Genomic DNA, 17,979 nt, shown 5'->3' with positions numbered 1-17,979 from the left:
TGGCAAGAATGAGTACTAGTGAAATTATATATTCTAATATACTTGTATTGTATTCGTTTAAAGATCAGTTTATATTTTTATAAAATTAATAGTAAAAAATTTTCTTTTTACTAGAAAAGTACTACCTTAAAAAAACACTTCTTTTATTACTTTCTTTGCATTCCCGCACAATACTTCAAAATCAGTTAATTTCTCTATTCCTATTTATTGATCTCTACTCAATATAAATGGGATAGGTAATCATATTTTACAACTCAAACCACCATTCTATGCAAATACAACGACACTCATTTAAATGGATATTGTATGGTTTTTTATGTTGGATGACAAGCTTTGTACAAGCTCAAACACCAACGCTAACAAATGCAACGCCCGCAGAAGGCTTTATTGGTGAACAAGTTTGTTTTCCAGTAACGTTTGTCAATACAGGTGCTCCTGGATATGGACCTTATGTTCGTCTGATTGTACCAACAGGATTTACTTTTGACAATGCTAGTTTTGGTGGCTCTATTCAAACTGTACAAAACTTAGGAGTTATTGTTTCGGGGGCTCCTAATAATTTTGTGATTGACCCAATTGCTCAATCCAATAGCAACTCAACGACGAATGATACGATTTTTGCGCCAGTAGGTAGTACGGTTATTCTATTAGAATACCCCGTCGGTTCTATGGTTCAAGGAGGAGTATCGTTGATTAGTGAGGTTTGTATGACGGTAGATCCCGCTGCAACCATAGGAGTGCCTGTTGATATTTGTACTCAAGGAGTATATGAGTTTGGAGACACACCAACGGGTGATAACGGACCAATTGCAGGTGCAAATGAATGTGAACCGATTATACCTATTTTATTTCGATTCGATAAAAAAGTAAATGGTTCTGATGGTGTATACAATGAAGTGCCAGGAGGCGGCGCTAGTTTATGTCATATACATCAATACGAACTCAATATAGATATTGCCGCTGCTGGAACCTTAAATGGACCTATTACAATTACAGACGTACTTCCAGGAGAGTTGGCTTATTTTGGAAATATTAGTTTGCCAGCAGGTTGTTCGGCTGTTGAACCAACAGTAGGAGGACTAGGAGGTACTTTGACGGTTACTTGCAATGGTAGTTACCCTGGTTCGACAGCAAATATTGACATGCAAGTGACGTTTGATGCTGCGGTTTCAGATACTTTAGATGAAACCATTTGTGACGATACAGATATTAATAATGGTGCAACAGTTAATGTGCCAGGAAATCCTTCTCAAAGTGATACTGTTGTAACGCACGTAGAGCATGTTTTATTGGGGCATACGAACAACACGGTATCGCCTGTAACAATAGGACAAACTGTTTTGTACACAATAGGAGCAGAAATAACAGAATATACCGCGGGTTTAACAGCGGCTTCTATTACATTTATTGTTCCAGATGGAATGATTTACAACCCTGCTAGTCTAACATGGGCAGGAACTCCTGTTGCAGCAGGAAATGTTGTTATTGTTCCAGGACCAGGGACAGGATCAACGGTAACTGTTGATGTGCATACTCAAAATGGAGCCAATATTTTGCCTTGTGCTTCTCCCTCATTGCAATACACCGCAGATGTTAATCAGACTTATGCAAATGGGGATCCTGTTTTGAGTAGAGATAGATTAACACACAGTTCTACTTTAACCTACGATCTAGTAGAGGGAGCAACAGGATGTACAACATCGGCAGGAACTCCAATTGATGTTATCGATATTTTTTTCCAAAAAACAGTCAACAATTCACCTCCAACAGGACCTGGTCGAAATGGGCAGTGGTGGCCTGGAGATGTCGTTCAATACCGTTTAGAACTACAAATTCCTTCTTTGGATTTGGATGATGTGGTCATCACGGATTTCTTTCCACTTCCTATCCATGATGTTGCTTCATTAGCTGCAACATTTGGTACAGATGTGCGTTTTGATCCTGCTACGTGTTGGAATACTGCGCCTGTTACCTATACTAGAGATATACCAACCAATAGCTTGATTCTAGATTTTGGAGATGTTTCAGATTTGGTAACAGGAGGTTGTGTAGATATTGTTTTATTGATAGATATACCAATTACAACATTGCCGTTTGCGGATGGATTATTCCATTCCAATTTTATGCAAGTTAATAGTGATAACTCTACCGCAGATGACATTACTAGCAGTGCGTTAACGTTGATACAAGTAGGAGCGCCTGATCTAGAGTTGACCAAGGGAATAGTTTCTTCTGATAACCCTAATGTTACGATTAGCCCAACTGTCGTTCCGCCAGATGGAAACGCAACAGATGTGAGTGCTGGAGATCAATTGTTTTTTGATATAACGATTGAAAACGTAGGGGGGGCTCCAGGATATGATGTCCAAGTAAGAGATGTTGCACCACCTGAGTTAACCAATTGTGCTTTGGTCGCTCCCAATCCTGTTGTTGATGGGAGTAATAATGCACTTGCCTTTTCTGGTGGTTTTGTTGGTAATACATTAACCATCGATTTAGTAGCTCCTAATGATTCTATTGCATTTGCAACTGCTCCCAATAACAATGACTTGATAACCGTTTCTTATGTTTGTGAAGCCGTAGCTGGAATTCAAGCAGGAACACGGTTTGATAATACAGCAGAAGTAGATTGGTCTTCAACTAGAGGAGGGGTTAAGTTTCCGCCAGTAGAGGACGATGCAAACGGAAGAATTGCAGATCCAACTATGAATAAAGTTGTCGATTATATATTTCCTAATTATAGTAATACCAATACACAAGCTAGCATAGGGGAAGTGGTTGCATATGAGTTGCAGTTGAATATTCCTGAAGGAAATATGAACAATGTTACGCTAGTAGACCAAGTAGATGAAGGACTAGCTTTTGTTGCTGTAGATTCTATTGTTATTTGTAATTCATCGGGTAGCACCAATATTATTACATCAATAGGTGGAGGATTTCCTGCTGTACAAAGTGGGGCAACTATTACCAATTTAGGCGCAAACCCTCAACAACAAGATCGAGTCTTAACGTTAGATTTTGGAAATCTTCAAAACTTGGATACAGACAATATAGAAGATACCATAAAAGTTTACTATAGAACAATTGTGATCAATCATGTAACTAATTTTGATGGAGAGCGAGTGCGAAATAGAGCGGTATTATCATGGGATAATCCGAATACTCCAGGAGATCGTTCTTCCATTAACGATCGTGCCCCTTTTGTTACAATTGTAGAACCTCAATTAGAAATTTCGAAATCATTTACACCAGATGAAGTCTTGCCAGGAAACAACTCCTTTGTAACCTTAACGGTTCGAAATCCAGGAACTTCTTCTGCGCCAGCTTTTGATGTAAGTCTTACTGATATATTACCAACAGGGATGACCTTTGTTTCTGGTTTTTCGGCTGGTGGAACAGCCAGTATTACAACACCACCAACAAATGGAGGGGGAACCATTACGGCACATTGGGATACTATTAATGTAGGTGAAGTATATAGCATTACATTTGAAGTACAAGCTTCTTCTTCAATCACACCTTGTTTTACATTGACCAATTGTGCAAATCTAGTATGGGAAAGTATTGCAGAGGTAGACGAACCCAATATGCCAACAGCTTTCTCTTCTAATCTAGGAGTACAAAGAACAGGAAACCCTGGAAATCTAGGTGGAGCAGCCAATACATATACGCAAGATAGTTGTGCAGATTTAGATGTTGTTATTGATAATACATTTGATCCTTTTATCACAGCCAATACACCATTATGTGAGGGTGATAGAGTGGTGTTAACAGTCCAGCAGTATCAAGGAAATGTGGTGCGTTATAATTGGACAGGTCCTGGTGTGCCTGCGGGATTCAACAATTATGAATTGGTATTAGATCCTGTTACAACCGCAGATACAGGAACTTATTTTGTATATGTAGAATTGGATGGTTGTATTACTGATACGTCTAATTTCTTCTCTTTGCAGTTAAGACCAAAACCAGTTACACCCAATATTAGCCCAGGAGATACGACAATCTGTGAAGGCACAAGCATTCAATTCTCAACTTCTACAATTGCTAATAACTATACTTGGACAGGACCGAATGGTTTTACGGCTAACTCTGCAACAACGCCTTTGATTAGCCCAGTTACTTTAGCTGATGCAGGACGTTATACTTTGTTTACAACCAATGCACAAGGGTGTAATTCAGATCCTATATCATCTAATTTGACAGTGACACCAAGACCTGCGCAACCCAGCATTGCAAGCAATACACCAATATGTAGCAATGAAAACATCATCTTGACTTCTAGCACTTCAGCAATTACGTATCAGTGGATGGCACCAAATGGTCAAGATACGATTACTACAAATAATACCTTAACTTTAGAACCTAACAACCCTTTATATACACCAGGGAATTGGACATTGGTTGTATTTGATGCGAATGGTTGTGCCTCTCAGCCTTCTACAGCAGCAAATGTTATTATCAATGGCACTCCAATAGCACCAATGACTTCTAATAGTGGACCAATTTGTGAAGGAGAGGATGTTACACTAATGGTGAATACAGTTAGTAGTGGCACTTATGCTTGGTATAGCGATGCCAACTTAACCAACTTAGTAGCATCAACTCAAAATCCAGTAATTAGTGGTCTTTTGGCAAGTAATTCACCAGACACCTTCTATGTGCAGGTTAGCTCAAATGGCTGTTTATCAGATACTGGGTTTACGGTTGTGCAAGTTAACCCTAATCCTGCGGCAGTAAGTCCTGGTTATACACCGCTATGCTCTGGGGATACAATTTTCTTATTTGCCAATGCAACTGCAAACATATATAACTGGACAGGACCAAATGGATTTGTTTCTAATTTAGAGAATCCATTTATAGCTAATTCTGCGGCTTTGAATGCAGGAAGCTATACAGTTAGTATTACAGATGCTAACGGTTGTAGTAATTCAGGGATTGTACAAGTAGCAGTTGACGAACGACCTGTTACTCCAACGATAACAGGCAATGGACCTGTTTGTGAGGGTGATAATATTCAATTGAATATAGGAAGTTATACGGGAACAACAGTTCAATATACTTGGTCAACTCCAACAGGAGTAGTGACAACAGGAGTGCCTAGTTTAAATATAAACAATACTACGGTTGCAGACAGCGGACTTTATAGTGTTGTTGTTGCTGTTGACGGTTGTACATCTTTGGCAGATTCCATCAATATAGTGGTTCGACCCAACCCTATTGCGCCTAATGTTCCTTCTAACTTTAGTGTTTGTGAAGGAGATGGAATAGCTTTAACTACAACTACGAACGCTAACATATATAACTGGACAGGACCAAATGGATTTAGTTCCAATTCTCCTAATCCAACAGTTATTAGTCCCGCTAGTTCAGCAAACGCAGGAACATATACTTTAGTAGTTCAAGATTTTAATGGGTGTACCTCGCCTGCTGCTAGTACTGTTGTAACAGTAAATGCAGCACCAACTCAACCTTCTATGACAACGAATTCTCCAATATGTAATGGAGCCGACTTAGTGATGAGTACAAGTGCGGTGGGCAATTCTTATATTTGGAGAGCACCAAATGGAGCAGATACGACAACAGCAAGCAGTACATTAACAATAGTACCAACAAGTAGTTTGTATCAATCAGGTAACTGGACGTTATCTGTTGTGAATGCAGCAGGTTGTGTATCGCCAGCGTCTATAGCTTCTGCGGTTGAAATAAACAGCATCCCATCAACAGCAAGTGCAGGGAATAATGGACCTGTATGTACAGGAACAGATGCTTCATTAAGTGCAGGAACAGTAAGTGGAGCAAGTTATGCTTGGTATACGGATGCAGGGACAAGCAATCAATTCTCTACCTTACAAAATCCAACAGTAAACAACTTAACGAATGACAGTACGTTCTATTTATTAGTAACGGTAAATGGCTGTCCTTCCGCTTTGGATTCTACAACAGTAGTGGTTTATCCATTGACACCAAGCCCATCGTTGCCAGCAGATTTTGCGGTATGTGAGGGAGATGACATAGCATTGAGTACAAGTACAGTAGCATCGAGTTACGATTGGAGTGGACCAAATGGTTTTACCTCGAATGCTCAAAATCCAGTAGTAATCACCAATGCAACAGGATCGAATGCAGGAGTATACACCTTATCTATAGTAGATGGTAATGGTTGTTCTTCCGCAGATACTAGCGTACAAGTAACGGTAAATGCAGCACCAGCTCAACCTTCTATGACAACGAATTCTCCAATATGTAATGGAGCTGACTTAGTGATGAGTACAAGTGCGGTGGGCAATTCTTATATTTGGAGAGCACCAAATGGAGCAGATACGACAACAGCAAGCAGTACATTAACAATAGTACCAACAAGTAGTTTGTATCAATCGGGTAACTGGACGTTATCTGTTGTGAATGCAGCAGGTTGTGTATCGCCAGCGTCTATAGCTTCTGCGGTTGAAATAAACAGCATCCCATCAACAGCAAGTGCAGGGAATAATGGACCTGTATGTACAGGAACAGATGCTTCATTAAGTGCAGGAACAGTAAGTGGAGCAAGTTATGCTTGGTATACGGATGCAGGGACAAGCAATCAATTCTCTACCTTACAAAATCCAACAGTAAACAACTTAACGAATGACAGTACGTTCTATTTATTAGTAACGGTAAATGGCTGTCCTTCCGCTTTGGATTCTACAACAGTAGTGGTTTATCCATTGACACCAAGCCCATCGTTGCCAGCAGATTTTGCGGTATGTGAGGGAGATGACATAGCATTGAGTACAAGTACAGTAGCATCGAGTTACGATTGGAGTGGACCAAATGGTTTTACCTCGAATGCTCAAAATCCAGTAGTAATCACCAATGCAACAGGATCGAATGCAGGAGTATACACCTTATCTATAGTAGATGGTAATGGTTGTTCTTCCGCAGATACTAGCGTACAAGTAACGGTAAATGCAGCACCAGCTCAACCTTCTATGACAACGAATTCTCCAATATGTAATGGAGCTGACTTAGTGATGAGTACAAGTGCGGTGGGCAATTCTTATATTTGGAGAGCACCAAATGGAGCAGATACGACAACAGCAAGCAGTACATTAACAATAGTACCAACAAGTAGTTTGTATCAATCAGGTAACTGGACGTTATCTGTTGTGAATGCAGCAGGTTGTGTATCGCCAGCGTCTATAGCTTCTGCGGTTGAAATAAACAGCATCCCATCAACAGCAAGTGCAGGGAATAATGGACCTGTATGTACAGGAACAGATGCTTCATTAAGTGCAGGAACAGTAAGTGGAGCAAGTTATGCTTGGTATACGGATGCAGGGACAAGCAATCAATTCTCTACCTTACAAAATCCAACAGTAAACAACTTAACGAATGACAGTACGTTCTATTTATTAGTAACGGTAAATGGCTGTCCTTCCGCTTTGGATTCTACAACAGTAGTGGTTTATCCATTGACACCAAGCCCATCGTTGCCAGCAGATTTTGCGGTATGTGAGGGAGATGACATAGCATTGAGTACAAGTACAGTAGCATCGAGTTACGATTGGAGTGGACCAAATGGTTTTACCTCGAATGCTCAAAATCCAGTAGTAATCACCAATGCAACAGGATCGAATGCAGGAGTATACACCTTATCTATAGTAGATGGTAATGGTTGTTCTTCCGCAGATACTAGCGTACAAGTAACGGTAAATGCAGCACCAGCTCAACCTTCTATGACAACGAATTCTCCAATATGTAATGGAGCTGACTTAGTGATGAGTACAAGTGCGGTGGGCAATTCTTATATTTGGAGAGCACCAAATGGAGCAGATACGACAACAGCAAGCAGTACATTAACAATAGTACCAACAAGTAGTTTGTATCAATCGGGTAATTGGACGTTATCTGTTGTGAATGCAGCAGGTTGTGTATCGCCAGCGTCGGTTGCATCTATGGTGACTATTAATAATGGAACGAACCCAACAGCATTTAATAATGGACCTGTTTGTCGTGGTGATGCTGTTCAACTAAACACTACTACTATTAATAATGCTTTGTATGAATGGTATAGCGATGCAGCTTTAACAAATTTAATTTCTACTCAGCAGAATCCGACAGTTGCCAATATAACGACAGATAGTACTTTCTATTTAGTTGTCACTGTGAATGGATGTCCATCTTCGGCTGTTGCGACTACCGTAACGTTGCATCCAACACCAGCAACACCAAATATTCCAGCAAATTTTGTAGTTTGTGAAGGAGAAACTATTGCTTTGAGTACATCGACAGTAGCGTCAAGTTACAATTGGACAGGACCGAATGGTTTTGCCTCTAACTTGCAAAATCCAGCAGTTATTCAACCAGCAACAACAGCTGATGCTGGCAGTTATACCTTATTCATAGTAGATGCTAACGGCTGTCAATCGGCAGATACGAGTGTCGTAGTAGGTGTTAACAGAGCACCTGCTGCACCTGTGTTAACTAATAATTCTGCAATTTGTGATGGAGATACATTATTATTATCAACCACAGCGAGTGCAGATACATTCCGTTGGATAAGCCCCAATGGAATTGATACTATTACAACTGTTAATAGTTTGATGATTGTTCCAACAAATGGGACTTATTATCAATCTGGAGATTGGACTTTAATTACGCAGGTAGCGAATAACTGTCCTTCGGAGCCATCGGCACCTTCATCGGTAGTTATTAACTCCAGTACAGCAGCACCAACAGCATTTAATGATGGACCAGTCTGTGTAGGGGGAGATGTTACTTTAAGTACTCCAAGTGCACCAGGAGCATTTTATCAATGGTATACAGATGCTGCCTTGACGAACTTAGTAGCTACTACAGCTTCTTTTACGGCAATCAATATTACACAAGATAGTACTTTTTATTTAGTAGTAACTGTTAATGGATGTACGTCACCTGCAGGTTCTACTGTGGTTAATGTCATTGGACAACCCTCTGCACCTAATGTGCCAGCAGATTTTGAGGTTTGCGAAGGAGATGATATTATATTGGGAACAACAACAATAGCAGCTAGCTATAGCTGGACAGGACCAAATGGTTTTACATCTAACTTACAGAATCCAGCAGCAATCACCAATGCCTCTTTAATTGATTCGGGTATTTATCGTTTGGTAGTGACTTATTCTAATGGTTGTGTTTCTGCGGATACAACTGTTCGAGTGGGGGTAAATAGTAATCCTCCTGTCCCTAATATAGTTAGTAATGGTCCGATTTGTTTTGGTGATACATTAGTGTTATCATCAAGTACAAGTTGTGGTCAGTCTCAATGGATAGGACCCAATGGAAATAGTCAAAGTACTTTAGGAACACCAGGCGGAAGTAACGTATTATGGACAATAGGGAGTACCACAAGTATACCTATGAACAATGCGAATTATTTGCCAGGAAATTGGTATATGATCTGCATTGATACTGTAACAGGGTGTCGCTCAGAATCGAATACAATTAATGTAATTATTAATGCCAATCCAGACACTCCTGCGGTATTTAACGATGGACCAGTTTGTGAGGGAGGGAATTCAAATTTGAGTACAGCCACGGTATCGGGTGCGAGTTATGCTTGGTACAGCGATTCTAGTTTGACGAGCTTAGTGTCTACGGCTCAAAATCCGATGATTGTTAACATCAGCACGGATACGACTTGGTATTTAGTAGTGACGGTAAATGGTTGTTCTTCTGTAGCTGGTTCGACAACTGTCATCGTACATCCAACACCAGCAATACCAAATGTACCCGCCAATTTTGCGGTATGTGAAGGAGATAACATAACATTGAGTACAAGTACGGTAGCATCAGGTTATAATTGGAGTGGACCGAATGGTTTCACCTCAAACGTTCAAAATCCAGTAGTAATCACCAATGCGACAACATCGAATGCAGGCGTATATACCTTGTCGATTATAGATGGAAATGGTTGTGAGAGTGGTGATACGGCGGTAACGGTTACGGTAGATTCAATACCTGCGACGCCTGTACTAAGCAGCAATTCTGCGATTTGTTCTGGAGATACTTTAGAATTGAGTACAACAGCGTTGGCAACGAGTTATGAATGGATTGCGCCAGATGGATCAAGGATAACAACAGGGACAAATATCTTGTCAATAAGTTCTAATAATAGCTTGTATCAATCGGGTGATTGGATGTTGGTAACAACCAATGCATCAGGATGTACGTCTATGTCATCGTCAGTAGCGACAGTAGTTATCAATGCGAACCCAGCACAACCCGCGGTATTTAACGATGGACCAGTTTGTGAGGGAGGGAATTCAAATTTGAGTACAGCCACGGTATCGGGTGCGAGTTATGCTTGGTACAGCGATTCTAGTTTGACGAGCTTAGTATCTACGGCTCAAAATCCGATGATTGTTAACATCAGCACGGATACGACTTGGTATTTAGTAGTGACGGTAAATGGTTGTTCTTCTGTAGCTGGTTCGACAACTGTCATCGTATATCCAACACCAGCAACACCAAATGTACCCGCCAATTTTGCGGTATGTGAAGGAGATAACATAACATTGAGTACAAGTACGGTAGCATCAGGTTATAATTGGAGTGGACCGAATGGTTTCACCTCAAACGTTCAAAATCCAGTAGTGATTACCAATGCGACAACATCGAATGCAGGCGTATATACCTTGTCGATTGTAGATGGGAATGGTTGTGAGAGTGGTGATACGACGGTAACGGTTACGGTAGATTCAATACCTGCGACGCCTGTACTCAGCAGCAATTCTGCGATTTGTTTTGGAGATACTTTAGAATTGAGTACAACAGCGTTGGCAACGAGTTATGAATGGATTGCGCCAGATGGATCAAGGATAACAACAGGGACAAATATCTTGTCAATAAGTTCTAATAATAGCTTGTATCAATCGGGTGATTGGATGTTGGTAACAACCAATGCATCAGGATGTACGTCTATGTCATCGTCAGTAGCGACAGTAGTTATCAATGCGAACCCAGCACAACCCGCGGTATTTAACGATGGACCAGTTTGTGAGGGAGGGAATTCAAATTTGAGTACAGCCACGGTATCGGGTGCTAGTTATGCTTGGTACAGCGATTCTAGTTTGACGAGCTTAGTGTCTACGGCTCAAAATCCGATGATTGTTAACATCAGCACGGATACGACTTGGTATTTAGTAGTGACGGTAAATGGCTGTTCTTCTGTAGCTGGTTCGACAACTGTCATCGTACATCCAACACCAGCAACACCAAATGTACCCGCCAATTTTGCGGTATGTGAAGGAGATAACATAACATTGAGTACAAGTACGGTAGCATCAGGTTATAATTGGAGTGGACCGAATGGTTTCACCTCAAACGTTCAAAATCCAGTAGTAATCACCAATGCGACCGCATCGAATGCAGGCGTATATACCTTGTCGATTGTAGATGGGAATGGTTGTGAGAGTGGTGATACGACGGTAACGGTTACAGTAAATGGTAACCCACCTATTGCTACGATTACAAGCAATAGTCCTGTTTGTTTCGGAGATACATTGACTTTGAGTTCTAGCACGAATTGCGGTCAGTCACAGTGGATAGGACCAAATGGAAATAGCAGTGGTACTTTAGGAACACCAGGAGGAAATAATGTTCTCTGGACAATAGGAAGTACTACGAATATTCCGTCTACAGATGTAAATTATTTATCAGGAGATTGGTATATGATCTGTATTGATACGATTACAGGTTGTCGTTCTGAATCAAATACTATTACTATTGAGATAAATCCAATACCAGTTGTTTCTGCGTTTAATAATGGACCAATCTGTGCTGGAGAAGATGGAGAATTGAGTGCTACGTTTATAACAGGAGCGTCGTACCGTTGGTACAGTGATGCTACTTTAACAACATTGATTTCTACATCTAGAACTCCCATCATTTCTAGTATGATGAGTTCTGAGACCTACTATGTGGTCGCGACGATAAACGGTTGTACCTCATTGGCGGACTCTACAACTATTGTTGTTAATCCAACACCAGTAATACCAAATCCAACGTATACACCATTGTGTCAACTAGATACTTTATTCTTGCAAGCGAATGCCGTTGGACCAATTGCAACCTATTGGTGGACAGGACCGAATGGATTTACCTCTCATTTAGAGAATCCTGTCATTCCAAATATTTATCCATTCAATGCAGGAAGTTATATTTTGACTGTAACGGATTCGTTAGGGTGTGAAGCTGTTTCTACGGTTGAGGTAACCATTTATCCGAAGCCTCAAACACCTACTATTGCACACAATGCTCCATTCTGTGAAGGGACTAATGATTTGACATTAACAACTCAAGCTTATTTTGGAACAGACGTGCGTTATATATGGACCTTACCTAATGGTAATTTGGATACCACTTTTGTTCCTTCTTTGGTACTACCTAATGCAACTGTTCAAGATACAGGAGCTTATAGTTTGGTGGTATGGATCGATGGATGTCTGTCATTGCCTGCTGAAGAGATCATTAGAATTTATCCAACTCCAGCTACTCCAAATGTGCCTGCGGACTTTGCAGTATGTGAAGGAGAGGCAATTGTATTAACAACAACAACGAATGCAACCAGCTATTTTTGGACAGGACCCAATGGATTCCAGTCTAATTTGCAAAGCCCAAGTGTTGTGAATGCTACTTTAGTAGATGCAGGAAGTTATCATCTATATGTAACCAATACATGGGGATGCCAAAGTTTGGATACTTCTGTACAAGTTACAGTAAATGCCAACCCACCTGTTGCTACGATTACAAGCAATAGTCCTATTTGCTTCGGAGATACATTGACATTGAGTTCTAGCACGAATTGTGGACAATCACAATGGATAGGACCGAATGGAAATAGTCAAAGTACTTTAGGAACACCAGGAGGAAATAATGTCCTTTGGACCATAGGAAGTACGACCAATATTCCATCTACAGATTCAAATTATTTGTCAGGAGATTGGTATATGATCTGTATTGATACGATTACAGGCTGTCGTTCAGAGTCGAATACCATTACTATTGATATTAATCCAATACCTAGTACTCCTGCAGCCTTTAATAATGGACCTATTTGTATAGGAGGTACTGCACAATTGTCAACAACTACTGTTAGTGGTGCTATGTATGCATGGTATGCAGATGCTACGTTAACTACTTTAGTGGCAACTAATCAGAATCCTACGATTAGTAATATTACAACAGACAGTACTTTCTACATAGTAGTTACTGTAAATGGTTGTTCTTCTCTAGCGGGGTCAACTACTGTCAGCACATACCCTGTTCCAGCTACTCCAGCTGTGCCAGCAGATTTTGCAGTATGTGAAGGAGACAATATTGTGTTGAGTACTACTACAGTCGCAGCAGGGTATAATTGGACAGGACCGAATGGGTTTACATCCAATCTTCAAAATCCATCCGTTGTGAGTGCAAGCTTGGTAGATTCTGGAACTTATACTCTATTTATTATAGATGCGAATGGTTGTCCAAGTGGAGATACTAGTGTTCAAGTTAGTGTACACCCAAATCCTGTACAACCTGTATTGAGTAGTAATAGCGCTATTTGTGATGGAGATAGTTTGGTACTAAGTACAACTGCAACCGCAACAACTTATCGATGGGTGGCACCTGATGGTGCAGATACTTTGACAACGGTCAATACGTTGGTTATTTTGCCATCTAATGCGTTCTACCAAGATGGAAATTGGGCTTTAATGACGATGGATGCGAATGGTTGTCAGTCTATTTTGTCAAACCCAGAATCTGTAACCATTCACAGTATTCCAGCAGCACAAGCCGTATTTAATAATGGACCTGTGTGTCGAGGAAGTTCTGTGAATTTATCAACTTCATTTATAAGTGGTGCGACTTATGAGTGGTATGCAGATGCTGCACTAACTATCTTAGTTGCAACAAGCCAAAATCCAACGATTAACAATATTACAACAGATAGTACTTTCTACTTAGTTATTACTGTTAATGGCTGTACTTCGGCTGCTGGTGCGACAACTGTAGTGGTGCACCCAACGCCAACAACTCCAAATGTGCCGTCAAATATTACGGTATGTGAAGGAGATGCAATTGTCTTAACGACAACAACAAATGCGAGTGCTTACGTATGGTCAGGTCCCAATGGTTTTAGTTCTAACCAGCAAAGTCCAACTGTAATTAATGCTGCTACTGTTGTAGATTCAGGAAAATATAGTTTGTATGTTATAGATGCGAATGGTTGTCGTTCAGAAGACACGAGTCTTCAAGTTGTTGTTAATCCAACACCAACTACACCTTTGATTGTATCTAATAATACACCTATTTGTGAAGGAAGTAATATTGTTTTGTCAGCCAATGCTGGCGCAGCAGGAACGACCTATGAATGGTTTAATGCTTCTAACGTGTCAGTTGGAACAGGACAGACTTTAACGATAGTTGGGGCTACTGTGGCAGATGCTGGCGACTATTATGTTATCACAACTCTCAATTCTTGTTCAAGTGCTGCTTCAAGTACTACTACAGCAATCGTTGATCAGGTACCAAGCACCGCAGCGTTTGCAGGAAATGACATCAATCTTTGTAATAGTTTCACGACGACTTTAGATGCTACGCCACCAAATAGTGCTACTGGTTTCTGGACAACCAACTCTGGAACAACTATTGCCAACCCTAATCTAGCCAACTCGGCAGTTTACAATTTGCCAACAGGAACAAGTACTTTCTATTGGACATTGAGCAACGGAGCTTGTATAGATTTTTCAGTTGATTCTATGGTTGTTGAGGTAACACCAGCAAGCACAGATGTAGCAGATGCAGGGCTAGATCAAAACTTATGTGGACAAACTAGTGCTACCCTAACTGCTGCTAATCCAAGTACTGCAACAGGACAATGGACACAAAGTGCTAGTCAAGCAGGACAAGGAATTGTTATTACGAATCCAACGAATCCAAATACGACAGTTACAGGATTGCAGCAAGGAAATAATTATACCTTTACATGGACGCTAAGTAATGGAAATTGTACAGATTATAGTACAGATATGGTTCAAATTAATGTCGATGTATCGCCTCCTGATAATGCTTATGCAGGAGTAGACATTTTATTGTGTAATCAAAATACGGCAAATCTAGATGCCTTTGTTTCTCAATATGGTACAGGGATGTGGACCAGTACTTCGTCAGCAACGATCATTGATCCTACTTTAGCAAATACAACGGTCATTAACTTGCCACAAGATACAAGTGTTTTTGTTTGGACATTAAGCAATGGGACTTGTCAGAATTATTCTACAGATAGTGTTTTGGTAGTCGTTTCAACAACGACAGATACAGCAGAAGCAGGCAACAATCAAGTTGTTTGTAGTGTTAATGCGTTGACATTGGGGGCAACAATGCCTAGTTCTGGATTTGGTACATGGTCACAAACAGCAGCACAAGCGGCACAAGGAGTGGTTATTGTAGACGTAAATGATCCGAATACACAGGTCGTTGGTCTAAATGCGGGAACAACCTATGCCTTTACATGGACGTTGAGCAATGGAACTTGTCAAGACTATTCTAGTGATGTTACAACAATATCGGTTAATGCAACACCACCAGACAATGCCTTTGCAGGAAATGATATTAATTTATGTGGGGTAGCAACGACCACTAACCTCGCTGCATCAGTACCTACGGTTGCGATGGGATTATGGACTACTACTTCAAGTGCTACGATAAGTAATCCAACACAACCTAATTCAACTGTTTCTGGTTTGAGTGCTGGACAAAACATTTTTATCTGGACATTGAGTAATGGAACTTGCCAAGACTATGATAGTGATACCGTCATTGTCACCGTGACAACTCCTTCTTCAGATGTGGCAGATGCAGGCTTAGATTCTGCGTATTGCGCACAAAGTGTTGTTACCTTAAATGCTGCTGCACCAAGTGTAGGAGGTGGCTATTGGTCACAAACGCCTTCGCAAGCAAGTTTAGGTGCTGTAATAGATAATCCAACAGATACCGCAACTACTGTGAGCAATTTAATGCCAGGGGTAACCTACACCTTTACATGGACCTTGACGAATGGAGGTTGTGTTGATTATTCTTCCGATCAGGTATTAATTACGATTGATGTCTTGCCAACCAATGTTGCTTATGCAGGAGAAGATACTATCTTGTGTGGAGGCAACGCTGTACAATTAGATGGGCTAGCTCCGCCGATAGGGACAGGTTTTTGGACAACCAATGACACCGCTACAATTGTGACACCTGTTGATCCTAATTCTTTGGTCGTAAATATAGCAGAAGACACAACCACTTACTATTGGACCTTGTCAAATGGAGCCTGTGTTGATTATTCTGTAGACTCTGTTACGGTAATCATTTCACCAGCAAGTACAGACTTGGCTTTTGCAGGATATGATGAAGTTTTGTGTGGAGTAGATTCGATTATGTTATCAGCAGCAGTTCCAACAACAAGTACTGGAATTTGGACACAATCTGCGGGGCAGGCGAGTCAAGGTATTGTAATTACGAACCCTACGAATCCTAATTCTTCTGTAACAGGAATTCAAGCAGGGCAAGTGTACACCTTCACATGGACATTGTCCACTTTTGGATGTGCCAACTTTAGCACTGATGACGTTCAATATACTATTAATGCTTTACCTCCAGAGGTAGCCTATGCTGGTCCAGATATTGTTTTGTGTACTGGTAATTCTGTTACAATGGATGCAAACAATCCAATTTTTAGCACAGGAGTTTGGTCTAGTAATTCATCAGCAGTTATCGTAAATCCTACATTGAGTAATTCTAATATTGTAAATATACCAACAGATACGGTAGCGTTTTATTGGTCGTTGAGTAATGGAAGCTGTGCAGATTATTCTATAGACACTATATTGATTATCGTCACGCCAACCTTCTCGGTAGATACTGCCAATGCAGGTTTAGATATTAATCTTTGTAACGAGGATACAGCACAACTGATGGCAATAGCGCCGAATGTAGCTACAGGTCGTTGGACACAGCCGTTTAATCAATCTAGTGCAGGGGTTGTTATTACAGATCCTAATGCAGCGATGACTACGGCAACAGGGCTACAACTAGATTCTACCTACACCTTTACTTGGTCGGTATCGAATGGACCTTGTCGAGATTATGATAGGGATCAAGTAATTGTTCAAGTAAGTACTTTACCTACAGATGCTGCCTATGCAGGAGAAGATTTTGTCATCTGTGGAATTGATACGGCGATTGTTAGTGCAACAGCACCAAGTATAGGGACAGGAATGTGGACAACAACAACGACGGCAACTATTGTGACACCTCCAAGTACTAGAACAGAGTTGTTAAACTTAAGTCTAGGGTCAAATGAATTTATTTGGACCTTGTCAAACGGTGCTTGTAGAGACTACTCTTCAGACACGATAGTGATTACGATGGATTCTGCACCAATTGCTAATGCCGATAGTTTTGTAGTTATTTATAATAGCAATGGTAATACGATTGATGTTACTCCGAATGATGGGCTGAATAATAATTGGGTAATTACAATATCAGAATCCATCGCTAGCGGTACACTAGATAATTTGGGAACAGGTGAATTTGATTTGTTTTTGCAAGATGTCTTAGTAGATCAACGTTTTATTTATCAACTGTGTAATCCGAATTGTCCAGCTATTTACTGTGATACCGCTTTGGTTACAATAGATGTGCAAGGTGGGACGGAATGCAACTTCCCGAATATGATTACACCTAATAATGACGATGCTAATGAGACTTTCATTGTACCTTGTTTAGATGGTTTGGAAGGAACTAAGTTTGCTGTTTATAATCGTTGGGGAGATCTGATGTACGAGAATGATAATTATAAAAACGATTGGGGAGGAACTCATAATGGTGTTCCTGTGCCAGATGCAACTTATTTCTATATTATGGAATTAGCAGACGGCCAGCGTTTCCAAGGTTTTGTTGAAGTAAGACGATAAGAGAAAAAAAGCT

General features: G+C 40.5%; 1 protein-coding gene. It reads left to right on the top strand.

Going from position 1 to position 17,979, the window contains the following annotated elements; genetic code table 11:
* Positions 1 to 269 precede the first annotated feature (269 nt).
* Positions 270 to 17,966 carry a gliding motility-associated C-terminal domain-containing protein gene (locus QP953_RS26420; protein ID WP_309553421.1) on the top strand — a complete coding sequence of 5,899 codons (17,697 nt, stop codon included), beginning with the start codon at positions 270 to 272 and terminating at the stop codon, positions 17,964 to 17,966.
* Positions 17,967 to 17,979: the final 13 nt, after the last annotated feature.

It is taken from the genome of Aureispira sp. CCB-E (genome assembly GCF_031326345.1).
GTDB lineage: Bacteria > Bacteroidota > Bacteroidia > Chitinophagales > Saprospiraceae > Aureispira.
This window is presented reverse-complemented; position numbering and strand designations above follow the sequence as displayed.